Here is a 25,519-nt window from a genome sequence, read left to right as displayed (position 1 = left end):
TCCAATGCACAATGTTGAAGCGGTACTTTGGTACAAGCTACGTTGTGTAAGCGCTACCCAACTTACTCCCTAAGGGGTTAAGTATATAAATCATTCAAGGAGGAAGCTGAATGAAAAAGGCATCACTTTTCACGATGGTTATATTGTTGATTGTAGTTATGGGGCTCAGCGGTTGCGGTGGAGGAAATAAAGAAAAAACTTCAAACAACCAGCCAGCAAAAACGAACGAAAGCAAGGGGAGTACAGATACCGCCACTAAGACGGAACCGAAAAAAGTCATCTTCTGGACCTTTGTGGATGCGCACCAAAAATTCTATGAGAGTATGGCGGACAGCTGGAATGAAAGTCATCCGGATGAACAGATTGCTCTAGAAGCTACAACCATTCCTTATGATGACATGCATACCAAGCTACTGTTGGCACTGCAATCAGGCGTGGGTGCACCGGATTTAGTTGATATTGAGCAAAGTAAATTTCCGAATTTCATGAAAGGGAAACCGCAGCTTGTATCTCTGAACGACATACTGGAGCCTGAGCTCGGAAATATCGTCAAATCGAGAGTAGACATATACAGTAAAGACGGCACTTATTACGGGATTGATTATCATGTAGGCGCAACTGTAATGTACTACAACAAGGAAATCCTGGATCAAGCCGGTGTGAACGCAGATGATATTAAGCTGTGGAGTGATATGGAAACTGCAGGTAAACAGGTGCTTGAGAAAACAGGCAAGCCGATGATTACTTTTGAAGGGAACGGAAACTGGTCTTGGTGGCCAGCGATTAGTCAACAGAGTTCAGACCAAGTGGATGCGGACGGAAATGTAACCGTTGACAATCCGATTAATGTGAAGACGATGGAGTTCTTTCAAAAGCTAGTGAAGGAGGGTGTTGCTGCTGTAGCTCCGGGCGCGGGTCACGATACTGAGGAGTATTTTGGATACATGGATTCCGGCAGTGCAGCTTCGGTATTTATGCCTTTCTGGTTTATGAATCGCTTTACAGACCATATTCCTGATCTGAAGGGAAAAGTGATTATTCGTCCAATGCCAGCATGGGAAGAAGGCGGTAATCGTTCAGCAGGGATGGGCGGTACAGCAACTTCTATTACGAACCAAACCAAAGAAGAGGCTTTACTAAAGAAATTCTTGTCTTATGCCAAATTGTCTAAAGAAGGCAACATTCAAATTTGGAAGCAGCTCGGGTTTGACCCGATTCGTACGGATGTATGGACAGATCCGGCGATGAAAGAAGCGAATAAATTCACTGATTATTTTGGGACTGATATTTTTGATACGCTCATTAGCGTTAAAGATGAGATCGCTCCAGTCAATATCCGTGAGAAATCACCTGAAGTATTTGATGCCGTTCGCAATAAGGCGATGCCAGAAATTTTTAAAGATCTGAAAGATCCGGCCCAAGTACTTAAAGACGTGCAGGCCAGTCTGAAGTAGGAATCATAAAGCATCATGTTCTATTGGTTGTCTGTCATCCCCTGCACGATAAAGAGTACCGTTATAAGTGAGCGAGTACGAGACCCGGGGTGACAGACAATAAGTAGACGAAAGAACCCGCGGATGTGGGGGGATTTAACCCGACTGGAGGTAACGTTATGCAAATAGAAAGGGAGATCGTTCGCACTACAAAGCGAAGATATCAACTGGGCAATTCGCAAAAAATAGCGCCTTATGTATTCGTGTTGCCCTTTATTTTGTCTTTTCTTATTTTCTTTGCTTATCCACTGGTTAACGCTGTCATCATGAGCTTTCAGGAAGTATTACCCGGAGAAACATCCTTCGTGGGTTTAGATAATTATGAAAAGCTATGGAATGAAAATTTCGGGGCAGCGTTGTTTAACAGCACGAGGTATACACTCTGGACGTTGCTTCTTCTGATACCAGTTCCGATGGTGCTGGCTGTATTTTTGAATTCGAAGAAAATGGTAGCAAGTAATTTTTTTAGATCGACTATATTTATTCCTGCTTTGACTTCCGTAGTTGTTGCAGGTGTGATCTTCCGTCTCATTTTCGGTGAACTGGATGGGGCTTTGATGAACACGATTCTTCATTTGTTTAAGCTCGAGAGCAAGCAGTGGTTGTACAGTTCGAATCTAGCAATGTTTGCACTGCTTGTGCTGGCGGGCTGGCGATGGATCGGCATTAATGTACTGTACTTCTTATCTGCACTGCAGAGTATTCCCGGTGAACTCTATGAGGCAGCTGAAATCGATGGTGCAGGTAAAATGCGTAAATTCATGAGGATTACGGTTCCACTTTTGAAACCGATCACGGTGTATGTCGTGACGATTACTATATATGGCGGTTACGCCATGTTTACAGAAAGCTATATGCTATGGGCGGGTAAGCCATCGCCGCAAAATATCGGGCTTACAATGGTAGGTTACATCTATCAACAAGGTTTCCAGTATTTCGATCTCGGTTTTGGGGCGGCAATTGGCATTACACTGCTGGCGATTACACTGGTGGTCAGCTTGGTGCAATTAACACTTACCGGCTTGTTTAAGAAGGAGGAATAAGATGATGCAGGATAACAAAAAAAATAAATTTTCTGCGGCCTCCATACTACTATTACTCTTGTTCCTTATTCTTGCAGTGTTCATGCTGTTTCCATTGTATGCATTATTTCTAGCATCCCTTAAACCGGCTACAGAATTATTCCGCTATGGATTGAATGTCAGGCTAGATTTCAATCTGATGAGTTTGGATAACTATAAGAGTATTTTTTCAGGTGTGGGTGCGGCAGGTAATTATTTTGCATGGTATAAGAATAGTGCAGTGATTACAACACTCTTTACATTGTTGAGCTTGCTGCTCTCCTCCATGGTAGGTTACGGGCTAGGAATGTACCGATTCAAAGGCCGGAGCCTGATCTTTACGCTCGTTCTTGTTGTAATGATGATTCCGGTGGAGATTATTATTCTTCCACTTTATAAATTGACCATCTCACTGAAGCTGATTAACACCATTTGGGGCGTTATCTTGCCGTTTGTGGTGGCGCCGCTGCCGATATTCTTCTTTCGCCAGTTTGCACTGGGTCTACCGCGAGACTTCATGGATGCTGGTCGAATAGACGGATGCACAGAATACGGGATCTTCTTCAGAATCATGGTGCCGCTGATGGCTCCGGCCTTTGGTGCAATTACGATTCTGCAAGCGATGAACAGCTGGAATAACTTCTTGTGGCCACTTATTGTGCTACGGACAACCGAACAATTCACTCTGCCCATTGGGCTCGCTTCATTTGTGTCCCCACTAGGTAACAATTATGATGCGCTGATTGCGGGTGCGGTGCTAGCCATCCTGCCTATTTTACTTCTGTTTCTGTTCTTCCAGCGTTTCTTTATTGAAGGATTGACGGTTGGCGGAGTCAAGGGATAGACCAGATGTAGTGTGAATTTACACCCTACAGAGAAGAGAGGAGATTCTAACATGAGTCAGTCAGTTGCAACACACGAGGTAAGAAAAAATCAAATTCAGGACCCGTTCTGGTCAGAATATATTCGTCTAGTGCGTGAGGTTATGGTTCCCTATCAATGGGAGGCGCTGAACGATCGTATACCAGGTGCAGAGCCAAGTCATGCCATTCACAATTTTAAAATCGCCGCTGGACTTGAGCAGGGCGAATTCTACGGCATGGTGTTTCAGGACAGCGATGTGGCCAAGTGGTTAGAAGCAGCAGCCTATTTAATAGAGGAAAAACGTGATCCTGTGCTGGAGAAGGTCGTAGACGGTGTTATTGATATTATCGTCAAGGCTCAGCGGGAGGATGGGTATCTTAATACTTATTTCACGCTTAAGGAACCAGGTCGTGAGTGGAGTAATTTGGCGGAATGCCATGAGCTATACTGTGCAGGGCATATGATTGAAGCTGGGACAGCCTATTATAAGGCAACGGGTAAAAGAAAGCTGCTGGATGCCGTTTCGCGGTTTGCGGATTACATAGATACGGTATTTGGACAGGAGCCAGGGAAGCTGAAGGGTTATGATGGGCATCAGGAAATTGAACTGGCTCTCGTCAAACTGTACCATGCCACAGGTAATGAGAAGTATTTGAACCTGAGTCGCTATTTCTTGGATCAGCGGGGGGAGAAACCTCATTATTTTGAGCAGGAGTGGGAGAAGAGGGGAAGAGGATTACATTTTCCTCAATTGTCGATGGTTCACGATCATCAGTACAGTCAGTCTCATCTGCCTGTGAGAGAACAGGGCAAGGCTGAAGGACATGCGGTACGCTTGGTTTATATGTGTACAGCGATGGCAGATATCGCTGCTGAAACCGGGGATGCTGGAATGCTGGCAGCTTGCTGCGAATTATGGGATAACATCGTCAATAAACGAATGTATATCACCGGCGGCATTGGCTCAATGGAGCAAGGAGAATCTTTTACTGCCGATTATGACTTACCAGGTGACTTAGCTTACGCTGAGACTTGTGCATCAGTTGGACTGATATTTTTCGCCAAGCGTATGCTGCGTCTGCACCAAGACTCCAAATATGCAGATGTGATGGAGAGGGCGTTATACAATACCGTAATCAGCGGGATGTCACTGGACGGGACGAAATTCTTCTACGTGAATCCGCTGGAGGTCTATCCAGAGGTACTTGGTAAAAATAAAAATTATAACCATGTGAAGGCCGAACGTCAGGGGTGGTTCAGCTGTGCTTGTTGCCCTCCGAACGTCTCTCGTCTACTGGCTTCGCTCGGACAGTATGTTTATACCGTTCAAGATGCTTCTATTTATGTGCAGCTTTACATTGGCGGGCAGATGGAAGCCGTAATAAACGGGGCATCGGTTAGAATTGAGCAACAGTCTCTATACATCTCTGAAGGAAAATCCAGATTTATTATCACTCCTGAACAGACCAGTGAGTTCACGCTCGCACTTCGTCTGCCGGAATGGTGCGACCAAGCTGAGGTTACAGTGGATGGAGGGAACAAGACTTATTTTACAGGAGAGAAGAATGGTTATATCGAGCTGACTCGTGAATGGAAACCTGGAGAAGAGGTTGAAATCTCATTCTCTATGCCGGTCCAGATCATGAAGAGTCATCCGCAAGTCAGACAGACGTTTAGCAAAGTCGCACTGCAGCGTGGGCCATTCGTATATTGCATGGAGCAGGTGGATAACGGTAAAGGTTTGTATCAGCTTCAGCTTCCACGGAAGACGGAGTTTACGATCTCAGAACAGATGGGCTCCCCAGGAGGCGTGAAAGTGATTCGGGCAGCCGGACAGCGTATGAAACCCACGGAGGAATGGGCGGATGAACTATACCGCAGTGATTCTCTCTGGAGCATGGAACCTGCGGAGTTGAAATTCATCCCATACTTTACCTGGGCAAACCGCGGGATTGGTGAGATGACAGTTTGGATTCAAGAAGCGACCGATGAATAGAAGTCGAACAATAAGATGTCAACGGGACCCCTTCCTAAACTCCGAAGGCGAGCATTTCATCGCTCTGCGAAACACTTTAATAAAATAGCTCACATTATCAAATCCGACCTCGAATGCGATGTCGGATATTTTTCTGTTGCTTTGTTGAAGTAGATCGGCGGCTTGGCGAATTCGGTAAGAGTTAATGTAATCTACTGGAGTCTTACGGGTCATTTCTTTGAAAAAGCGGCAGAACTGTCCTTCACTCATGGGGATAAGGTCGGAGAGGTCCCGAGTTCGAATCGGCTCCTGATAGTTATCCTGAATATAGAGAATAATCTTCTTAAGTCGATTGATCTTAGTAGTATCAGCGTCATCCAACTGGCTGCGGTTTACAAAACGATCCTCTGGAGCAATCAGCGAGAGCATGATGAGTAACGTGCCTTTAATAAAAGCTTCAAACCCGGGAGATTGCGCAGCGTAGGCGTCCATCATGCGTTCTAAGTGCCCGAGAAGTTCATGCTGCCATTTCACAGCCGGTGTTAGGTGGCGAGGAAAGCTTTGTCTTTTCTCCTGAAGGGGTAAGATGGTGTTCTGCTGGATCGTATCATATTGGGCACTAGCGAGAAGATCAGGAAGAAACACGAGCGCACAAAATTTGCAGGGCGTATCTTCGTTCAGTACATAGGCAGCGTGAATATCACCAGACTCGATAAATACAGCCTCACCGGCTTTAAGTGGGAAATATTCGGTATCCACCTGAAACAGAATTTCTCCTTCGAGCAGCATAAAAAACTCCGCTTCTTCATGCCAATGGGTATCGAGGACATGTGTTCCAGCTGGTAATTCTATCCAATAAGCTGCAAGCGGAAACATGCTATCGCCATGCACTCTGTCTTCTTTTAGCAAACTCTGGGTTGTACGGTCCATAAATGCCACTCCTTTCGGATAAAACATCAAAATAGTGTTATAAATGAGCTATATAGTATTAGTTTTGTTTATTTTTTATCGGTATAATGCAACTATAAACACCAAATTGAAAGGTGGCAAGTACACAATGAAATTTACTGATGGTCTCTGGCTGGTGCGTGATGGTATCACGATTAACGGTGCAGTTCAAAATTATGTTGTAGAAAAGACTCCAGATGGATTAACAGCAATTACTCAAACAACTCCAATCACAGGGCGTTCAGCGACGCTGAATTCAACCCTGCTTACTGTAAAATTTCATTCCCCGCTTCCAGGTGTGGTAGGGGTTAAGATTATTCATCATGATGGCGTACAAGAACGCGGTCCAGTCTTCGAACTCACGAAAGGTACTGGAGATCACGTTAAGATTGAAGAAAACGATTCCGAGACTGTGCTGATCAGCGGCGGACTGCGTGTAGTGATTCGCAAAGGCCAACAATGGGCTGTGGATTTCTATCGTGGAGACGAGAGAATTACAGGCAGCGGTTTCAAGTCCATGGCTTATATCACGGATCAAGACGGCAACACGTATATGCGTGAAGAGCTGGATCTCGGTGTAGGTGAATTCGTTTACGGTTTGGGCGAGCGTTTTACCGCTTTTGTAAAGAATGGACAGACCGTAGATCTTTGGAACAAAGACGGTGGTACTAGCTCCGAGCAAGCTTATAAGAATGTTCCTTTCTATGTAAGCAGCAAAGGCTATGGCGTATTTGTTAACCACCCTGAGTTGGTTTCTTATGAGATCGCTTCGGAAAAAGTGAAAAAAGCGCAATTCAGCGTTGCTGGAGAAAGCTTAGAATACTTCGTGATTGATGGTCCTACCATCAAAGAAGTTATCAGCAACTACACATCACTTACTGGCAAACCTGCACTTCCTCCGGCTTGGACATTCGGCCTGTGGCTGACGACTTCTTTCACTACCGACTACGATGAAGCAACCGTAAACTCCTTCGTAGATGGTATGGCAGAGCGCGATCTGCCACTGAGCGTATTCCACTTCGATTGTTTCTGGATGCGTGAATATCAATGGACCGATTTCCAGTGGGATGAGCGCGTATTCCCTGACCCAGTAGGCATGCTGAAACGACTGAAAGATAAAGGGCTGAAGATCTGCGTATGGATCAACTCTTATATCGGGCAACGTTCCCGCTTGTTTGAAGAAGGCAAGAAAAATGGTTATCTGCTCAAAAAACCTAATGGTGACGTTTATCAATGTGATTTGTGGCAAGCAGGTATGGCACTGGTGGACTTCACCAACCCTGCGGCTTGTGAATGGTATGCCGGCTACCTGCGTGATTTGGTAGATATGGGCGTAGATAGCTTCAAGACAGACTTCGGCGAGCGTATTCCTACAGATGTAGTTTACTTCGATGGATCTGATCCGATGAAAATGCACAACTACTACACTCAATTGTACAACAAGGTTGTATTTGAAGTGCTAGAAGAGAAGCTTGGTAAAAATGAAGCGGCATTGTTCGCACGTTCTGCAACTGCCGGTGGCCAACAGTTCCCAGTTCACTGGGGCGGTGACTGCTACGCAGATTATGAATCCATGGCAGAGAGCCTTCGCGGTGGATTATCTCTAGGATTGTCTGGTTTCGGTTTCTGGAGTCATGATATCGGTGGCTTTGAGAACACGGCTCCGGCACATGTATTCAAACGCTGGTTGGCGTTTGGACTATTGTCCAGTCACAGCCGTTTGCATGGTAGCACTTCGTACCGTGTGCCTTGGGCTTATGATGATGAAGCTTGTGATGTTACCCGTTTCTTCACCAAACTCAAATGTAGCTTGATGCCTTATCTGTATGATGTAGCAGGACAGGCTCATGAACATGGGTGGGCTTCTATGCGGGCTATGGTTATGGAATTCCCGGAAGATCCTACTTGCGAAGTGTTGGATCGTCAATACATGCTAGGTGAATCCTTGCTTGTAGCCCCAATCTTCCAAGAAAACGGCGAAGCGAAGTACTACTTGCCGGCTGGTCGCTGGACTCACTTGCTTACTGGTGAAACCGTACAAGGTGGATCATGGCGCAAAGAGAAATATGATTTCTTTAGCCTGCCACTATTCGTTCGTCAGAATTCCTTGCTGGCAATCGGCAGTGTGGATAACAAACCGGATTACGACTATGCGAATGGCGTTAAATTCGGCTTATATTCACTTGAAGATGGCACTACGACTTCTGCAACCGTTCGTGATCTCAAAGGTGCTCCTGAATTGACTGTGAAGGCTGACCGTAAAGGCAGTACGGTAACAGTTACTGCGGAAGGTAGCGGTAAAGAATTCTCGCTTTCACTTAAAGATCTGGGAGCTATCGCTTCTGTAAAAGGTGCAGAGCAAGTAGATGAAACTACAGTAAAAGTAAACGCAGGTGCAAAAACCGTATCGTTTACGATTACATTGAAATAAGATTGTTTCTTAAAGCATATTGATATAGCCATTACCTCTCTTGTAAACTGGGTGGACGATCTGTTCCCTTGGTTTATTGGAGAGGTTTTAGTGTTACAATCTTACTGAATAACGGGGGAACGTTATGGATACTAATTTAACAAAGGGAAGTGGAGTATTGAACCAGACGGAATATACCTCAGCAACGGTTCTTTCAACAGCAGCGAATTTTATAATGAATAGGCAAGAACCATTTACGCATACCTTCCGGACTTATATTCGTTTAAGGGAAAATGGTACGTTGAAGTTAAAGTTCTGGCATAGCAACGCGGTGGATTCTACATGGGATCAAGGGCAAGAAGCTGTAGGCAGTGAACCTGGAGGCGACTGGGTTATCGAGACAGCTTATATCGCTGACGGAGGAACAGAACCAGACGGAACAATAGCTGAGAATACACAGCATGAGCTTACCTTTGAGGGCAAAGCCTCAAAAACCGTTGCGGCTGGCGAATGTTTCTGGAGTGATGAGACAAGCATTGTTCTGCCGGAGGGTCATTACTTGGCGTTTACGTGGACGATTAAGACACTCACTGCAGGTAAATCGATTCCTTTCAATGTTGAAGGGATGCTGGTTTCAGCTTATGACGCGCCCGGAAATCTTGCCGCACAACAATCAGCGGATGGTTTTACAGCGTCTGATAATCTTTTGGTACTGCCAAGCTTCATTGGGTATAAGAAATCTGTTACCAAGAAACTAGTATTCTTGGGGGATTCGATTACTCAAGGTGTGCGGACATTAAAGGATGAGTACGAATATTGGGTCGCGAGAATTGCGGATGGCCTTGGCACGGATATTGGTGTATGGAATCTTGGCTCTGGCTGGGCTAGAGCTTATGATGTCGCCGCGGATGGTCCATGGCTAAACAAAACTAAGCAAAGTGATGAAGTGATGATCGTACTCGGAGTAAATGATATTGATATTGGCTGCCGTTCGGCGGACGAGCTTCTTGGTGACTTGCAGACCATTATTTCTAAGATCAAGGGGGCAAATGCTGAAGCTAATATTATTCTAAGTACGGTGCCACCGTTCAATTTTCAGGGTGAAAGAGAAGAAACTTGGCGCAAGGTGAATCGTGAGATTTTGTCTAATCCGCGTATAGGTGTGAGCCGGGTGTTTGATATAGCAAGCCTATTGTCATTGCCTGCACCAGACGATCACCGGATCAGACCAGAGTTTATGAGTGGAACAGACGACCCGCATCCGAACGGCATAGCCGGTAAGACGGTCGCGGACGCCTTTTTAAAAATATAAGAAAATATAAGTTTCACGCTATACATTATCTTTATATTTCTACGAGAAAACGGTTGTCTTCCATAAAGGAGACAACCGTTTTCTCGTAGCGTGGTATTAATTAAATTTTAAACTGGTTTCGATAGTCCTTGGGTGATACACCAACCTGTTTCTTGAATACCTTGCTAAAATACTTCACATCATGAAACCCCACCATTTCGGAAATTTGCGACAGCTTTAGACGAGGGTTCTGCATAAGCAATTTAGCTTTATCTATCCGGACGTTAACGATGAAATCGGAGAAATTAATGCCGTATTCCTGTTTGAATCGGCGTGAAATATATTCGCGGCTAACAAAGAACTTTCCGGCAATCTCCTGCAAGGATAGATCAGAGGCATAATTAAGTTCGATATATTTCACGATATCATGCATAGGATTGCTTTCTTTAGCTTGTTTAGCGGCTATCACTTCTGATATTCGCTCCATCAGATCAAATGACCAGTCACGCCAAGCAAATAAGGAGAACGAGTACCCATTCGTATAAGGAGCTGGGTGAAGCTGGTCGGCCTGTTCTAACTCGGCAAGTGCGCTATCGGCATCAGGACCTAACGTTTCCCGTACCAACTGGGAACGAAATAAGAGTGCATCATTCTTCCACGAGTTTAGAATCTCCGGTGTAACAATTCCGCATCGGCTAAGCTCGTCCACCCAGTGCTGTGCTGCCGCGGACAATACATCAGAGCTTCCGCTGATGACCGCCATTTTCCAATCTTCCTTCACATGTGCGAAGATCGTCGGCGATGCATGTCCTTGAATTTCTGTCTTTGCGGTTTCATTGCGCTCTTTAAACTCTTCGGAGGAAGTAGAAAAATGGCAGTAATCCTCATGAATTAATAAATTTCTACGCTGTAAGGCCTCAGCCACCTCTGCACGCTGATAAGATAATTGCTTAGGCAGGCTGCCGATGCAGCTAATTCCGAAATGCATTCGGACCTGCAAAGTAGAGTAGATCCCCTGATTAATTCTCCCTATAAGCTCGACAACAGACGTTTGGATATCCCATAGAATGATGGCAATCTCAGAAGGACCTCCCCAGTAACGAAAAGCCACACCCTTACGCTGACCTTGCAAAAATTCATTACAAATATTGACGATAGCGTAGTTCAGGAGACCGGTGTCTCCTCCAAAACGGTTAAGTAGGAGATTATTTCCTGTATCTGTCTGCACCAGTATTAGGCGCGAAGAGAGGACGTTGTCCGGAATAATGCCATCGCTTCGCAACCTTCGAAGAGATAATTCCGAGTTGATCGGATCATCGATTAGCGCGGATAGCAGTTTTTCTCCGTAGATGGGCTTGAACTCATTAAGCTGAATGTTCTGCTTCTGTCGTTCTCTACGGTCAGCTTCCTCTGAACGCCAAGCAGTCACTGCCTTAGCGATTGCTACATTGATTGCCTCCGCTTCAATGGGCTTAAGGATATAATCAATTCCACCATGACGAACAGTCTGGCGCACGAACTCGAAATCATTATGTCCGCTGACCACAATGAATTTGATGTTGCCGGCAAATTCGTTAACCCATGTCATTAATTCTACGCCATTACCGGATTCCATCATCATGTCCATAATGACCAAGGCTGGTTTCGCTTGCCGAATGATCTCAATAGCTTCATTTCCGTTTCCGGCTTCCAGAATTTCATTGATTTGATGTGCGTCCCAGTCGACAAGAAGTCTAACAGCTTTTCTAACTCTCGCCTCGTCATCAACAATTAACGCCTTCATATCGTCTCACGCTCCGCTATAATGTCTATTTCCAGTCTTACAACCACTCCACCTGCTCGGAGGTTGTCCACCGTCAAGATGGCGCTATCTCCGCATACGAGCTTGAGCCGAGCCAGAACGTTCGGCAGACCAATACCAGATCCTGTAGCTTCCTTGTCTTGCTCTGTATTTCTTAATAAATCTATATCTGTTCTAGTGGAATGTTGAAGCTTCTGCCGCAAAAGATCCAGTTTCGCTGAAGGGATAGCATTTCCATTGTTTTGAATACAGATTTCCATTCGCTTGTCGCCCAATTTGGCCGCGGTGATCTCAACAAATCCGTCTGAGCGGGAATGGTTAAAACCGTGTTTGAAATAGTTTTCTACAATAGGCTGCAGAATCATCTTAGGCATAAATGTCTCTAAAAGAACTTCCTCCATATCGTAACGGAAACTGAATTTATTTTCAAAACGTTCCTTCTGTAGTTCGATGTAAGCTTTGACATGATCCAGTTCATCCTTAACCGTGACAACCTTCTCCTCATTGTACATGCTGTAGCGCATCATTTTCGCTAGTGCAGAAAGAAGAGAGTAGATTTGGGGTACTTTAAGTTCCAAGGCAAGCGTACCGATGATCTGCAAGGTGTTGTTAAGGAAATGCGGATTGATTTGCGCTTGCAAAGCCCGCAATTCATTCGTTTTATTAGTTAATTCCAGCTTGTATTCTCTTAGGATCAGATTGTTGATCGTATCCATCATACTGCGGAACCGTTCTGTAACGACACCGATCTCGTCTTTGCCCATGGGACGGATATCTATATCAAGCTTCCCGGTCTGGACCTGATTCATATAGCGGGTCAACTGCTTAATCGGGGCGGTGATTCGAAAAGAGATTAGGATCGTTAGCGTTGTAATTGTAATCAGCAGCAGGACCATCAGTGCTATATTGATCGTTGCCGCCTCATTGGCTTCTCGGAAAAGATAAGATACGGGAATCTGCTTCACCAGCGTCCAATTTAACCCTGGACCTTCGATATTCTGGTAAATAAACATAGCTTTATCCTCTTCAAAGTATCCTTGTGAGCTTTGCTTGTCCCTGATATTCGTATCGTACCAAGCTGCATTCAGTTTCTTGCCGAATTCTTCACTATTGTCCCCGTAGACAATGTTTCCGTTGCCATCCAGCAGCCAGATTTTCTCCTGCTTCTGATCATATAACTGACTGATGATGTCGGTTAGAGCCGTTAGCTTGACATCAATCGACAGGTAGCCAAGCGCTTTTGTGGTAGGGACTCTTTCGATTCTTCTGTGTAAGGTAAACACTGGCTCCGGTATAAATTGCGGGATCGGTGCCGTTAGGCCGTAGCTATGACTTAAATGCGTACTCTGTAAGGATACCGCAGAATCGGTAGTGATCTTGGAATCAGGATAAGGTGGAACACCCTGCCAACGTTTCGGTGTATTTTGGGTGAGCAGAGTGGCTTTGCTGTCCTTGACACCGTATAAATAGACCTGAGATATGTCAGGCATAGATGATGAAATGTAATTCAGAGAAGAATAAATTCGTGCATTTGCTAGCATATCCTCGTATCCAGCTTCGAGAGATCTGTAGAATTCTGAATCTGAATAGACGATAAGGGAGAGTCGATTGATTTCCTGAATCAGACTTTCAATGTTTCTAGTACCTTGAAAGAGAAGGTTCGTATTCTCATCTACTGCTCTTGTTCTTAAGGATTGAGTACTAAAGTGGTAGCTTATAAACATCGTGGCCATAATACAAATTAGTGTTGGAAGTAGGATGAAAACGATCATTTTTGTGCGAATCGTGTTCCATTTCATCGAAATTTGTCACATCCGATCAATATTTTACACCTGAAAGATCACTTCCGTAGGTGTGAGGTGCGCTCAAAAAAACAGATAATATGTGTATAAAGCATAAACAAGTAAGTGAGCAAAAGAAAGGGGGGGACAATAAATGCGCGGCACTAAGTTGTCCCAGTTAGGTCAACAGGTATTCTTCGTTGGTCCTGCAGTTTTGTTTTTTACCTTAATAACGATTATCCCATTTATCATGGGGATGTATTACTCCTTCACAGACTGGAACGGTGTATCCGGTAATGTAAGTTGGGTAGGATTTCAAAACTTCACCACTATATTTACGAATGACCCCGACTTCTGGTCTTCCTTTTGGTTTACCGTAAGATTTACTGTGTTAGGTGTAATTTTGACTAATGTGGTAGGGTTTTTCCTAGCTTATCTGTTAACGAAACCATTAAAGACACGTAACATGCTTCGGACGATCTTCTTTATGCCGAACGTTATTGGGGGATTGTTGCTCGGGTTCATCTGGCAATTTATCTTCATCAAAGGGTTCGCAACAATGGGAGAACTCACAGGCTGGTCGTTCTTTAATCTTCCTTGGCTGGGTGATGCAACAACCGGCTTCTGGGCGATTGTAATGGTTTTTGTTTGGCAGTCTTCCGGTTATCTAATGGTTATCTACATCGCTTCTCTCAGTAACGTATCGAAAGAAGTCCTGGAAGCGGCTGATATTGATGGTGCCTCCCGTTGGCAGGTACTACGCAGCATTGTAGTTCCGTTGATTATGCCGGCTGTAACCATTGGTTTGTTCTTGGCCATTTCTTGGTCCTTCAAAATGTTTGACCTTAACCTTTCCTTGACGAAAGGCGGACCGTTCAAATCTACAGAATCAGTTGCTATGAATATTTACAATGAAGCCTTCCTGAACAATCGTTACGGTCTGGGTACTGCTAAAGCGCTGCTGTTCTTCGTTATCGTGGCGATTATCACTCTGATTCAAGTCCGTATTACGAAGAGCAAGGAGGTAGAAGCTTAATGAACGCCAAGACAAAAAGCAGATGGAATATCGGCGTGGAAGTGTTGATGATTCTTCTGGCCCTGCTCTTCCTGTCTCCATTTTATTTCTTGCTAGCAAACTCAGTGAAATCGTTCGGTGAAATTCTGAGTGATGCTGCAAGCTGGCCACAGACATTTATGTGGTCGAACTATACAAGTGCTTGGAAATTGGCACGTTTCGGTGAAGCTTTCCGAAATTCGGTTATCATAACTGTTATCAGTGTTATTCTAATCTCTCTGTTTAGTGCGATGGCTTCTTATCGTATGGTTCGGGCGAATACGAAATTTAATCAGTTTTTGTTACTGTTGTTCGTAGCCGCAATGGTTGTTCCGTTTCAAACGATCATGATTCCAATCTTGAAAGTTGTAAATGTAATGGGAGTAAACAACTCCTTCCTGGGTTTGATTATCACGAATCTAGGGATCAGTGTTCCAATGGCAATCTTTCTATTCCACGGCTTTATCAAGTCCGTTCCGCTTGAAATTGAAGAGGCGGCTACAGTTGATGGATGTAATCCAATTACCGTATTCTTCCGCATAGTACTTCCTTTGCTGAAGCCAATGGTAATGACAACGATCGTGCTTAATGCACTTGGGATATGGAATGACTATCTGCTGCCTTCCTTGATTCTTCAGGCACCAGAACTTCGGACCATTCCGCTGGCGACCTTCTCCTTCTTTGGTCAATACACCAAACAATGGGATATGGCGCTTCCGGCTCTCGTAATCGGGATTGCTCCAATTATCATTTTCTATCTGTTCATGCAGCGTTACATTGTTGAGGGAATAGCGGCTGGCTCGGTGAAAGGTTAACACCGAGCCCTCCGTTCCAAATATTTCATAAGTAGTCCACTATCTTAAGGGGGAAAATATAATGAATAAGAAACGCTCGGCAGTTGCACTTTCGGCAGTAATGGCTATGAGTTTAGCATTAACAGCATGCGGTGGAGGCAATAACGCTTCTAGTAACTCACAAAATGGAAGCGCTGGCACAGATAAAGGTGAAGTAAAGACAGTTAAGATCTTTCAATTCAAAACTGAAATCGTTGAAGGTCTTAATGAGCTTAAGGTTGAATTTGAAAAAGAACACCCTAACATCAAGCTGGATATTCAAACCGTTGGTGGTGGTGCCGATTACGCTGCAGCACTGAAGACTAAGTTTGCTTCCGGCGACGCGCCTGACATTTTCTCAAATGGTGGATATGCTGAAATGGAGCTTTGGGGAGATAAGATGGAAGATCTGTCCGATCAACCTTGGGTGAAAGATCTGATTCCTATGGCAGCAGAGCCAATGACTAAAGACGGTAAAGTGTACGGTATGCCAATGAACCTTGAAGGAATTGGTTTTGTATATAACAAAGACCTGTTCGAAAAAGCAGGCATCACTGAAACTCCTAAAACATTGTCACAACTAGAAGATGCAGCTAAGAAATTGCAAGCGATTGGCGTAACTCCTTTTGGTAATGCGTATCAAGAATGGTGGCTCCTTGGTAACCAAGGGATCAGCGTAGCATTCGCTCAACAAGATGATGTAAATGGCTTCATTAAGAGCTTGAATGACGGTACGGGTACAATCGTAGGTAACAAAGTGTTTGAAGATTGGAGCAACTTGCTCAACTTGACTTTGAAATACGGACAAAAAAATCCGTTGACTACAGATGCTAACACTCACTTGGCTATGTTTGCTAAAGGTGAAACTGCAATGATGCAAGAAGGTAACTGGGCACAAACCCTTGTTGATAACATTACACCTGACATGAACATCGGTATGTTCCCTATGCCAATCAATGAAGATGCTGCAAAGAATGACAAAATGACTGTAGGTATTCCTGCAAACCTTGTTATCAACAAAGATTCCGGATCTAAAGAAGAAGCTAAAACATTCTTGAACTGGTTGGTAACTTCAGATATGGGTAAAGAGTACATCGTTAAAAAATGGAAATTCATCCCTGCGTTGTCCACCATCGAAGCAACTCCTGAAGATATCGGTAAGCTTGGATCTGACGTATGGAACTATGTAAAAGAAGACAAAGTGTATGGTTTGCAATCCTCTAAATTCCCTGACGGTGTAACTCAAGAATTTGCTAGTGTGATTCAACAGATGATCGCTGGCAAGGTTGATGTGAATGGCTGGATGACAGGCATGCAAGCAGCTTGGGACAAGCTTAAGAAATAAGTGAAGCTCGTTCATAAAGAAGTTTAAAATGGACTAGTGGTTAACAAAGGCGTTCTCCGTATACCTCATCATTATGAGACGGGGAGCGCCTTTTATTTTGGTGATAACAAGATAGGGGGAGAGGACGCCGGTGAAGCGATATGATCTTATTCAGATAGGTGTGGACTATTACCCGGAGCATTGGGAAGAATCCATGTGGGAACCAGATATCAAATTAATGAAGGAAACAGGTGTCAAGGTAGTTCGAGTCGCCGAGTTTGCATGGAGCCGGTTAGAGATAGCGGAGGGCAATTACCAGTTCGGTTGGCTGGACCGCGCGCTGGATCTTTTTCATAAGTATGGATTACAGGTTGTGATTGGTACGCCCACAGCTACACCTCCTAGATGGTTAACTACGAAATTTCCGGACGTTTTGCCGCTATTTGCGAAGGGAGAGACCTTTCATCCGGGGGTACGCGGACACCGCTGCTATAATAGTACATCTTTGCGCGAATACGGAAGTCGTATCACGCAGCGACTTGCAGAGCACTATAGTGAACACCCTGCCGTTATTGGTTGGCAGACTGATAATGAATTCGGGATGTTAGATTGTCATTGTGATGCTTGTAATATAGCTTTTCGCACTTGGGTGAAAGCCAAGTATGGCAGCCTTGATCGAATGAATGCAGAGTGGGGAACGGTTGTGTGGAGTGGAGAATATAGCGATTGGAATGAGCTTACTGTTCCACTGGGCGGATCACCACATCAGAATCCATCATTCCTGCTAGATTATCAGCGGTTTCAGTGGGATTCGGTGGTAGCATTCCAGAAGACCCAGATTGATATTTTGCGGTCTGTTTGTCCGCAGCATTTTATCACTCATAACTTTCATAGCTATCCGCAGCGTCTGGATATGTACGCAGTCGGTGCTGATCTGGATGTCGCTGCATTTGACTATTATCCGAATACTTCGCCAACCAAGCAAGCGACAACACCATATAGCGGAGCACTTTCACTAGATGTAACCCGTGGTATTAAACGTCAAAACTTCTGGATCATGGAGCAGCTAAGTGGTTCACCAGGTTGTTGGATGCCGATGTGGAGAACGCCGTATCCTGGGATGATTCGTGCTTATGCGTGGCAGACGATAGCCAGAGGTGCGGATACCGTCGTTCATTTCCGCTGGCGTAGTGCAGTCGCGGGAGCAGAGCAATTCTGGCACGGACTGATTGATCACAGCAATGTCCCAGGACGCAGGTTTGCGGAGTTCACTCAGTTATGCCATGAGGTTAATACACTAGGGGAGAAGCTGACTGGAACGACGCTAAAGAATGAAGTAGCTATACTCCATTCTCATGAAGAAAAAGCAGCGCTGGATATTCAGCCTCAGGCTGAAGGATTCGATTATTATGAGAATATTAAACAGATACACCGTGCGGTGACGAAGCTCGGTATGGGTTGCGATGTTATCGATCTTAGACAATCGCTGGATGGTTATAAAGTAGTGATTGCTCCGAATTTATATTTGCTGGATGAGGAGATCGTACGTAGTTTGGAGGATTTTGCACTAGCTGGCGGAACTTTGCTTATTACCAATCGAAGTGGCGTGAAAACTACAAATAACATCGCAGTCATGCAGCCACTACCGGGGCTACTGAGCAATTGCACAGGGGTTGAAGTGCTGGAGTATGATCCAATAGGTGCTGAAACCCATAAGGTCGTTGATGCTGAGGGGAACCAATATGAATGCACGCAGTGGTGCGACATCCTGAGACCTGTTGTGGCATGGCCGATTGCATGGTATGGCGATGATTTCTATAGTGGAACTCCGGCTGTAACCGTCAATGCTTTTGGAAAAGGTCAGGTTTATTACTTTGGGACTCATATGGAAGAGAGATTCTGGTCAGTTTTATTGGAGCGCCTTTCCAAACAGCAGGGGCTGTTTAGATTTGAGGGTTTGCCGGATGGAGTACAGGCCTCTGTGCGCTCGGGAGATCAAGGAAGCTTCTTATTCTTGCTTAATTTGAACCGGGAGTCTGTGACGATCCCGTTGCCGCAGGAGTATAACAGTCTGCTGAACCACTCGATTTGTTCAGGAGAGCTGCAGCTTGAGCCGTATGGTGTGGAAATTCTGGAAATGTAAAAGATTTTAAGTAATTGCTGATGGGGAGAGGGCTTTATCTCCTTGGGGGTTAACCCTTGTGATTGAGATGAGATTGAGATTTGTGATATGTGATTGCACGAAGTGCAATTAAATGAACTCCTTGGGTCGGGAGAGCTGTCGAGACAAGCCAGTTTGTGCAGTGAAGAATGATGCGTTTGGAGTAGAGGGTGAGTTTGTACGGTGCGGAATAGCTGCACTTTCTACACTTATTTTATGCTCTCGGCCTATGAAATGGATTTAGTTGTATTTAGTGCAGCTATAATGCGAAGTATCGCGGTTCACAGCCAAATGCTGAGAATATAACTGCACAGAATACACTTATATGGATATTTTGTGCTGAACAGGCTGATTTAAGTGTACAAAATGCAGTTACTCTGACACACATGCCCATACTAATGAGATCTACACAGCGATGAGCTCTATCATACGAAACCTTATGTAATATTTCACTACGCAGGAGGCGATTAAGCTGTACACCTTAGAGTATTAGTGAAGTCGTCTAAACTGCTCCGGTGTAGTCCCCGACTGCTTGCGAAAGGTGGCAACATAATGGCTAACATCACGGAAGCCTACTCTCTGCGAGATGATTCTTACAGTAAGATCCGGCTGGCTTACGAGCATTTCTTTGCTTTTACGGATACGTAGCCGTACGAAATAGGCATAAGGAGATAGCCCAAAGGTTTGTATGAATAGATTGTTGAGATATCGCCCTGAGACGCCAAGCTGATCGGCTAGATCGTTAAGTCCGAGATCAGGATCACCATAATGGCTGTCCATCCATTTCAGTAGCGGCTGCAGCTTATCCACATTGCGGGATATCGTTGTATTGTTATGCAGTTGCCCATATTTGCTTAAAGTAAGCAGAAAGCGATAAGCATCAGTGGAGGCAGTCAGACCAAACATGTCCTGTGAGGCATCATACTGATCAAGTATTTCTCTTAGCAGCTTGGAGAGAGGCGCCTCTTTTTCCCAGCGGTAAAAAGAATTCATATTCATCCCCAGCGTCTCCAAAATAGACCCTGCAGAGCTGCCTCCGAACGTTAAATAAGAGGTGCTCCAGTTAGCAGCCGAAGCTTCATAGCGATGTGGAGTATAGGGGAGGAGTAATACACCACTGCCTGCGGGAAGGGAGAAGCTTTTATTCTCAAAATGAATCACCCCTTCACCAGACGCCGTTTGGAGCCAATGATAGGTTTCGTAGCCATCTAAGCGGGATACTTTTTCCTGTTGATGATTGTGACCGATACTGTCTAATGTAATAGGTAGATCCTGTCCACCCTCATGGGGGAACACAATTCTACGATGCACGATTCCCTTCAATGACTCCATCTCCTCTTAGTTCCATATTCTTATATTCTGGGAAGATTATTTTATATTTATAGCGTAAGGTTAACCGATTACAATATATATATAATTATACTATAAAGGATGTGCGAAGTGTGATTAACGATAAATTACCTAAGATTTGGTATGGTGGAGATTACAATCCAGAGCAATGGGATGCGCCTGTATGGGCAGAGGATGAGCGTATGTTTAAGCTGGCAGGAGTTGATGTTGCCACAATTAATGTGTTTTCCTGGGCGCTGATCCAACCTTCCGAAGACACTTATGATTTCTCATCACTAGATGAATTAATGGATAGACTATATAAAAATGGTACTTACGTATGTCTGGCAACAGGTACAGGAGCGCACCCAGCTTGGATGGCTCATCGTTATCCTGAAGTTACTCGTGTTGATGTGAAGGGCAGAAAACGCAAGTTCGGTGGACGTCATAACTCGAATCCAAACAGTCCGGTTTACCGCAAGTTTGCAGCGAAGCTGGCAGGAAAGCTGGCTGAACGTTATAAGGATCATCCGGCGCTTGTAGCTTGGCACGTTTCGAATGAGTTCAGTAATTATGATTATTCTGATTTATCTGAAGCGGCGTTCCGTGTCTGGTTGAAGGATCGTTATGGTTCTCTGGATGCATTAAACAAAGCGTGGAATACACGTTTTTGGGGACATACGTTTTATGATTGGGAAGAAATTGTACTGCCTAGTGAGCTGAGTGAAGAATGGGATGGCAACCGCACCAACTTCCAAGGCATTTCATTAGACTTCCGTAGATTTATGTCTCATAGCTTGCTGGAATGCTACAAAATTGAGAGCGATGCGATTAAGGAGCACAGTCCTAACGTACCTGTTACCACTAACTTGATGGGCTTTTATGATGAATTGGACTATTTTGAGTGGGCTAAACATATGGACGTCATTTCTTGGGACAACTATCCTTCGCTGGATACACCGGTCAGCTTCACAGCCATGGCGCATGATCTCATGCGTGGATTGAAGAATGGACAACCGTTCATGCTGATGGAGCAAACGCCAAGCCAGCAGAACTGGCAGCCCTATAACTCTTTGAAACGTCCAGGGGTTATGCGCTTGTGGAGTTATCAGGCTGTTGCGCGTGGTGCAGACACTGTTCTGTTCTTCCAACTGCGTCGTTCAATTGGTGCATGTGAGAAGTATCATGGAGCTGTTATTGAGCATGTGGGGCATGAGCATACGCGTGTATTCCGTGAATGCGCTGAGCTAGGTAAAGAGCTGGGACAGCTTGGAGATCAGCTATTGGATGCGCGGAGTGCAGCTAAAGTAGGGATTATTTATGACTGGGAAAACCGCTGGGCCATCAACCTTTCAAGCGGACCATCCGTAGCTTTGGATTATGTGAATGAGATTCATAAATATTATGATGCACTCTACCAACAAAATATCGAAGCCGATATGATCGGTGTAGAAGAGAATCTGTTCAAATATGAGATTGTAATCGCACCTGTGATGTATATGGTTAAGCCGGGTTTTGCTGAGAAGGTTGAAGCTTTTGTAAAAGCAGGCGGTACATTCATTACGACTTATTTCAGTGGGATTGTTAATGAGAACGACCTCGTAACCGTAGGTGGCTACCCTGGGGAACTGCGCAACGTACTAGGGATCTGGGCTGAGGAAATTGATGCACTGCTGCCAGGGATGAGTAATGAGATTGTGATGGACAAAGCGTGGGGTAATTTGAGTGGTTCTTACAAATGTGATCTGCTCTGCGATCTGATTCATGCCGAAGGTGCTGAGGTTTTGGCAGAGTACGGATCTGATTTCTATAAAGGAATGCCAGCCTTGACTGTGAATAACTTTGGTGAAGGTAAAGCGTATTACGTGGCTACCAGCCCAGAAGCGGGATTCTTGAAAGGATTCTTAGCCAATCTGTGTGCCGACAAGAACATTCAGCCGCTAGTAACTGCACCGGAAGGTATCGAATCTGTGCAACGTGTGAAGGAAGGTGTATCCTACCTATTCTTGCTGAACCACACCACTGGTGATTTGAGTGCGGATATTGGTGCTACTGAGCGTACGGATCTTCTGACTGGCAATAAAGTTAGCGGTTCTGCTGTTGTGCCAGCCCGTGGAGTATTGATTTTGTCGGATAAGAACTAATTCGTAGTATATATAAAAAGATCTCCGGGGAACCAGCTTGTCCCCGGAGATCTTTTTTTGTGGTGCAGCATTTCATTAGCTGCTGCTGCTCGCGCTGTCATCTGGAGTAGCTCCACCCGGATTGCTATTACTTAATGTAATGCTCTCCGCCACGGTGGAATCTGATTTAAGTGTGTATTGGATAATATCATCAGCCTTCAGTTCTGCTAAGGTGATCGCATTTTCTTGACGCGTGCCATTGTCGAAGGTAACCGCTACGATTTTAGTATCCGCATCAATCGTAATGTCTGTGGTTTCATCGGAGAAGCTTTGCTGCATTCTACCTCCCTGTGGCCCACCGCCTTGTCCTCCGCCACCTTCCGGCATTTCCCCTTGTGGCATCCCACCCTCGGGCGCAGCGCCATGTCCTGTACTTTGATCGCCATCAGGTCTTTCCGGTGGGGTACCGCCTTGACTGTTCTGCCCGTCACCTTCTCCAGCACCTTGTCGGGGCATAGACATGTCCGATTTATAGATGGTAAGGGTAGTATCGCTTACACTCTTAATCTTACCGTAATTCATGGACATATTAGGTCCGCCATTCTGTTGATCGCCGTTTGCTTGTGGTTGTTTGGCTGCTGAACCCCTGTCTGCTTGGTTATTTGCAGCAGTTGCTCCTTCAGCCTCCGAATTCGCGCTGCAGCCAGCCAATAATAGAGAAGCGAGTAGGGCTCCAGATATTAGAATAGGGACGAACTTTCTCATTTTTTATTCCTCCTTAGTAGGTTAAAGATAGATTAGGAGAAATATAACAAACAGTTCTGAAAGTTTGCTTAATTTCTACTGAGAGTTTGCCTAAAGAAATGAAATATGCAAATGTTATATAATGAACAAATATGTAGACTTAAAGGATAAGCTAACGACCAGGAAAGAGGCAGCACATGAAGACTTTACTAGTAACGGGGTATCGTGCGCACGAGCTCGGTATTTTTGACAATAAGCATCTAGGGATTCCTTATATCAAAAAGGCACTAGCTAACCGATTAAAACCTTTGATCGAAGAAGGCGTGGAATGGGTGATTACGCCCGGCCAGTATGGTGTGGATCTGTGGGCATGCGAAGTGGTGAGCGAACTTAAGCTGCAATATCCGGACTTAAAGCTTGGGATCATTACAGCGCATACTGGACAGGAAGAGAAATGGAAAGAAGAAAAGCAGAACGAGTATCGGCGTATTATTGCGGGTGCGGATTTCTTCGGGGCGGTCAGTAATGCTCCTTATGACGGTAGCTGGCAGTTTCGGGCTAGAGACGATTTGTTGTTCCGCAAAAGTGACGGAATATTGCTCTTTTATGATGAGGATGCGGCGGAGGGGAGTCCGAAGTTTTTTAAAGAGCGGGCGCTGAAGCTGCATGCTGAAGGAGAGTATGAGTTGTTTCTAATTCACTCTGATGAAATTCAGAATATTGCCGATGAAGAGAATCAACGTGACTATGAGTAAGTATATGTAGATTTTGGAAAAGTAAAGGCCCGTAAACAGTGAATGAGACCATCACCGTTTACGGGCTTTTTGATATAAGAAGTGATCAGATAAAACTCTTTAGTGATGGTGCTTTTCGCACCTTGTAGTTTTGTTCATATGCATAGGCGAGCTTGATGAGTGTAGGCTCCTGATAAGCTTTCGCTGAGAAAGTTACACCGAAGGGGGCGCCGGCTGATGTATAACCGGAAGGCACAACGATGGACGGATATCCTGCTCTGGAGGTAATTCTGGCGCCGAAATCGGCGGGGAACAGCAGGGCATCCAGATTGTGCTCCTTCATGGTGGCGTCGATGCCTTCTTCCTTACATAGTTTTAGGTCAGTCGCACGGTGCAGCAAATACTTTGGTTCGGTTTGTGTGCCGGAAGAGGTATATTCCGCATCTATTAACGTAGCTTGACCATATCTCAAAGTCTCCACAGGATGTGCATGATTAAAATCAATAATATCCTTCAACGTTCGCATCGGTGCCCCAGGGCCCAAACGAGATAAATAAGCGTTCAAAGCTGTTTTGAATTCATTCAATACCACAGAAGAATAACTAATTTCCCGGGCGGTCTTAATATCCGCAGGATCAATAATAGTAGCTCCAAGCTCTTTCATTCTATCTACAGAAGCATTGAACAGTGCAAGTTGTTCTTCTGTCAGCTCCTCGAAATAATAATCACGCGGGATACCTATTCGGGCGCCTTGCAAGCCATTCTCGTCTAGGAATACAGTGTAATCCTTGTGGATTCTACCTATATTCGTTCCCATTGCTGCATCTTGAGTATCATTGCCGAGCATAGCGTTTAGCAGCAGAACGGCATCACGAACGGTTCTGGCCATAGGGCCAGCAGTATCTTGTGTATTGGATAGCGGAAGGATTCCCGAACGGCTGAGCAGTCCAACGGTTGGCTTAATGCCAATAATGGAGCCCAAGTTGCCAGGGTTAAGGATCGATCCCGAGGTTTCTGTGCCGACAGAGACTGTACAAAAGTTACAAGCGACAGCTACCGCGGAACCAGCACTGGAGCCACCTGTTGGTGTAGATATATTGTAGGGGTTAAGGACCTGCCCGCCGCGGGAGCTGTATCCGGAGGGCATGCCGGTTGTCATAAAATTGGCGAATTCGGTCATATTGGCTTTACCCATAATGATTGCTCCGGCTTCACGCAGTTTGGTAACTATAAATGCATCTTCCCCGGCAAAAGAATTCGCCAAAGCCAGCGAGCCCGCGCTAGTATGCATTTTATCCCCTGTATTGATGTTATCCTTCAATAACACAGGTATGCCGTGCAGGGGTCCCCGGGAGCCTTTGATCGTACGTTCAACATCTAGAGATTCTGCGATAAATAATGCATCAGGATTGATCTCCAGCACAGAGTTAATCGTCAGGCCATTTTTGTCATGATCAGCTATGCGTTCATAATACATGAGAACTAGTTGTTTTGACGTAAGTTCTCCGGCTTCTAATGCAGCTTGGATCTCCGGTATAGTGGCTTCTACGATTTCAAAACTCATGTGCGTTCACGCTTCTTTCCCTTTAGGAT

Annotated in this window: 18 protein-coding genes; 12 read left to right on the top strand and 6 right to left on the bottom strand. The window is 45.0% G+C overall.

From position 1 onward, the window contains the following. Window positions 1-110: 110 nt before the first annotated feature. From NSQ29_RS23130 to NSQ29_RS23115, 4 genes are all read left to right on the top strand, one after another. Window positions 111-1,454: an ABC transporter substrate-binding protein gene (locus NSQ29_RS23130; RefSeq protein ID WP_341126179.1), complete on the top strand. Its 1,344-nt coding sequence runs from the start codon at window positions 111-113 to the stop codon at window positions 1,452-1,454. Between the two features lie 158 nt (window positions 1,455-1,612). Next, the gene (locus NSQ29_RS23125; RefSeq protein WP_341126178.1) at window positions 1,613-2,536 is read left to right on the top strand and encodes a carbohydrate ABC transporter permease; all 924 of its coding nucleotides are present in this window, start codon (window positions 1,613-1,615) and stop codon (window positions 2,534-2,536) included. Window position 2,537: 1 nt separating this feature from the next. Beyond that, complete coding sequence (locus NSQ29_RS23120; protein ID WP_149646412.1) at window positions 2,538-3,398, top strand: carbohydrate ABC transporter permease; 861 nt, start codon at window positions 2,538-2,540, stop codon at window positions 3,396-3,398. Between the two features lie 51 nt (window positions 3,399-3,449). Then, on the top strand, window positions 3,450-5,414 hold the full coding sequence (locus NSQ29_RS23115) for a glycoside hydrolase family 127 protein (RefSeq protein WP_341126177.1): 1,965 nt from the start codon (window positions 3,450-3,452) through the stop codon (window positions 5,412-5,414). Window positions 5,415-5,432: 18 nt separating this feature from the next. Here the strand turns inward: NSQ29_RS23115 and NSQ29_RS23110 are convergent, their stop codons facing one another. Further along, on the bottom strand, window positions 5,433-6,323 hold the full coding sequence (locus NSQ29_RS23110) for an AraC family transcriptional regulator (RefSeq protein WP_042185052.1): 891 nt from the start codon (window positions 6,321-6,323) through the stop codon (window positions 5,433-5,435). A 127-nt stretch (window positions 6,324-6,450) separates the two neighbouring features. Between NSQ29_RS23110 and yicI the strand changes: the two genes are divergently transcribed. After that, entirely contained in the window at window positions 6,451-8,772 is a 2,322-nt protein-coding gene (gene yicI / locus NSQ29_RS23105; RefSeq protein ID WP_339800645.1) for an alpha-xylosidase, read from the top strand. A 124-nt stretch (window positions 8,773-8,896) separates the two neighbouring features. Beyond that, entirely contained in the window at window positions 8,897-10,063 is a 1,167-nt protein-coding gene (locus NSQ29_RS23100) for an SGNH/GDSL hydrolase family protein (protein ID WP_341126176.1), read from the top strand. Window positions 10,064-10,163: 100 nt separating this feature from the next. Here NSQ29_RS23100 and NSQ29_RS23095 read toward each other — a convergent pair whose 3' ends face one another. Beyond that, complete coding sequence (locus NSQ29_RS23095) at window positions 10,164-11,825, bottom strand: helix-turn-helix domain-containing protein (RefSeq protein WP_341126175.1); 1,662 nt, start codon at window positions 11,823-11,825, stop codon at window positions 10,164-10,166. Beyond that, window positions 11,822-13,642, bottom strand: coding sequence for a cache domain-containing sensor histidine kinase (locus NSQ29_RS23090; protein WP_341126174.1), 1,821 nt, complete (start codon window positions 13,640-13,642; stop codon window positions 11,822-11,824). The genes NSQ29_RS23095 and NSQ29_RS23090 overlap by 4 nt, the downstream gene beginning before the upstream one ends. Before the next feature lie 136 nt (window positions 13,643-13,778). Here NSQ29_RS23090 and NSQ29_RS23085 point away from each other — a divergent pair, with 136 nt between their 5' ends. The 4 genes from NSQ29_RS23085 (at window position 13,779) to NSQ29_RS23070 (ending at window position 18,978) form a co-directional block, all read left to right on the top strand. After that, on the top strand, window positions 13,779-14,660 hold the full coding sequence (locus NSQ29_RS23085; RefSeq protein ID WP_042185061.1) for a carbohydrate ABC transporter permease: 882 nt from the start codon (window positions 13,779-13,781) through the stop codon (window positions 14,658-14,660). After that, entirely contained in the window at window positions 14,660-15,493 is an 834-nt protein-coding gene (locus NSQ29_RS23080) for a carbohydrate ABC transporter permease (protein ID WP_042185063.1), read from the top strand. Before NSQ29_RS23085 ends, NSQ29_RS23080 begins: the two co-directional genes overlap by 1 nt. A 61-nt stretch (window positions 15,494-15,554) precedes the next feature. Further along, entirely contained in the window at window positions 15,555-16,856 is a 1,302-nt protein-coding gene (locus NSQ29_RS23075) for an ABC transporter substrate-binding protein (RefSeq protein WP_042185065.1), read from the top strand. A 130-nt stretch (window positions 16,857-16,986) separates the two neighbouring features. Further along, on the top strand, window positions 16,987-18,978 hold the full coding sequence (locus NSQ29_RS23070; RefSeq protein WP_341126173.1) for a beta-galactosidase: 1,992 nt from the start codon (window positions 16,987-16,989) through the stop codon (window positions 18,976-18,978). Between the two features lie 507 nt (window positions 18,979-19,485). On the opposite strand, the gene NSQ29_RS23065 is transcribed toward NSQ29_RS23070, so the two are convergent. Then, the gene (locus NSQ29_RS23065; protein WP_341126172.1) at window positions 19,486-20,319 is read right to left on the bottom strand and encodes an AraC family transcriptional regulator; all 834 of its coding nucleotides are present in this window, start codon (window positions 20,317-20,319) and stop codon (window positions 19,486-19,488) included. A gap of 119 nt (window positions 20,320-20,438) precedes the next feature. Between NSQ29_RS23065 and NSQ29_RS23060 the strand changes: the two genes are divergently transcribed. Continuing rightward, window positions 20,439-22,469 carry a beta-galactosidase gene (locus tag NSQ29_RS23060; protein WP_341126171.1) on the top strand — a complete coding sequence of 677 codons (2,031 nt, stop codon included), beginning with the start codon at window positions 20,439-20,441 and terminating at the stop codon, window positions 22,467-22,469. A 75-nt stretch (window positions 22,470-22,544) separates the two neighbouring features. Here NSQ29_RS23060 and NSQ29_RS23055 read toward each other — a convergent pair whose 3' ends face one another. Continuing rightward, window positions 22,545-23,213 carry a hypothetical protein gene (locus NSQ29_RS23055; protein ID WP_341126170.1) on the bottom strand — a complete coding sequence of 223 codons (669 nt, stop codon included), beginning with the start codon at window positions 23,211-23,213 and terminating at the stop codon, window positions 22,545-22,547. Between the two features lie 176 nt (window positions 23,214-23,389). On the opposite strand from NSQ29_RS23055, the gene NSQ29_RS23050 reads away from it, so the two are divergent. After that, entirely contained in the window at window positions 23,390-23,947 is a 558-nt protein-coding gene (locus tag NSQ29_RS23050) for a DUF1273 domain-containing protein (protein ID WP_042185074.1), read from the top strand. Between the two features lie 85 nt (window positions 23,948-24,032). Here NSQ29_RS23050 and NSQ29_RS23045 read toward each other — a convergent pair whose 3' ends face one another. Next, on the bottom strand, window positions 24,033-25,490 hold the full coding sequence (locus tag NSQ29_RS23045) for an amidase family protein (RefSeq protein ID WP_341126169.1): 1,458 nt from the start codon (window positions 25,488-25,490) through the stop codon (window positions 24,033-24,035). Window positions 25,491-25,519: the final 29 nt, after the last annotated feature.

This window comes from Paenibacillus sp. FSL F4-0236, assembly GCF_038000135.1.
In the GTDB taxonomy this organism is placed as follows: Bacteria; Bacillota; Bacilli; order Paenibacillales; family Paenibacillaceae; genus Paenibacillus_AQ.
The sequence above is the reverse complement of the archived record's forward strand: the minus strand, read 5'-3'. Positions and strand labels throughout refer to the sequence as shown.

Bases quoted from the DNA above. Each gene is read 5' to 3' on its own strand.
- NSQ29_RS23130 (WP_341126179.1), top strand. From the start codon at position 111: ATGAAAAAGGCATCACTTTTCACGATGGTTATATTGTTGATTGTAGTT.
- NSQ29_RS23125 (WP_341126178.1), top strand. From the start codon at position 1,613: ATGCAAATAGAAAGGGAGATCGTTCGCACTACAAAGCGAAGATATCAA.
- NSQ29_RS23120 (WP_149646412.1), top strand. From the start codon at position 2,538: ATGATGCAGGATAACAAAAAAAATAAATTTTCTGCGGCCTCCATACTA.
- NSQ29_RS23115 (WP_341126177.1), top strand. From the start codon at position 3,450: ATGAGTCAGTCAGTTGCAACACACGAGGTAAGAAAAAATCAAATTCAG.
- NSQ29_RS23110 (WP_042185052.1), bottom strand. From the start codon at position 6,323: ATGGACCGTACAACCCAGAGTTTGCTAAAAGAAGACAGAGTGCATGGC.
- yicI (WP_339800645.1), top strand. From the start codon at position 6,451: ATGAAATTTACTGATGGTCTCTGGCTGGTGCGTGATGGTATCACGATT.
- NSQ29_RS23100 (WP_341126176.1), top strand. From the start codon at position 8,897: ATGGATACTAATTTAACAAAGGGAAGTGGAGTATTGAACCAGACGGAA.
- NSQ29_RS23095 (WP_341126175.1), bottom strand. From the start codon at position 11,825: ATGAAGGCGTTAATTGTTGATGACGAGGCGAGAGTTAGAAAAGCTGTT.
- NSQ29_RS23090 (WP_341126174.1), bottom strand. From the start codon at position 13,642: ATGAAATGGAACACGATTCGCACAAAAATGATCGTTTTCATCCTACTT.
- NSQ29_RS23085 (WP_042185061.1), top strand. From the start codon at position 13,779: ATGCGCGGCACTAAGTTGTCCCAGTTAGGTCAACAGGTATTCTTCGTT.
- NSQ29_RS23080 (WP_042185063.1), top strand. From the start codon at position 14,660: ATGAACGCCAAGACAAAAAGCAGATGGAATATCGGCGTGGAAGTGTTG.
- NSQ29_RS23075 (WP_042185065.1), top strand. From the start codon at position 15,555: ATGAATAAGAAACGCTCGGCAGTTGCACTTTCGGCAGTAATGGCTATG.
- NSQ29_RS23055 (WP_341126170.1), bottom strand. From the start codon at position 23,213: ATGAGAAAGTTCGTCCCTATTCTAATATCTGGAGCCCTACTCGCTTCT.
- NSQ29_RS23050 (WP_042185074.1), top strand. From the start codon at position 23,390: ATGAAGACTTTACTAGTAACGGGGTATCGTGCGCACGAGCTCGGTATT.
- NSQ29_RS23045 (WP_341126169.1), bottom strand. From the start codon at position 25,490: ATGAGTTTTGAAATCGTAGAAGCCACTATACCGGAGATCCAAGCTGCA.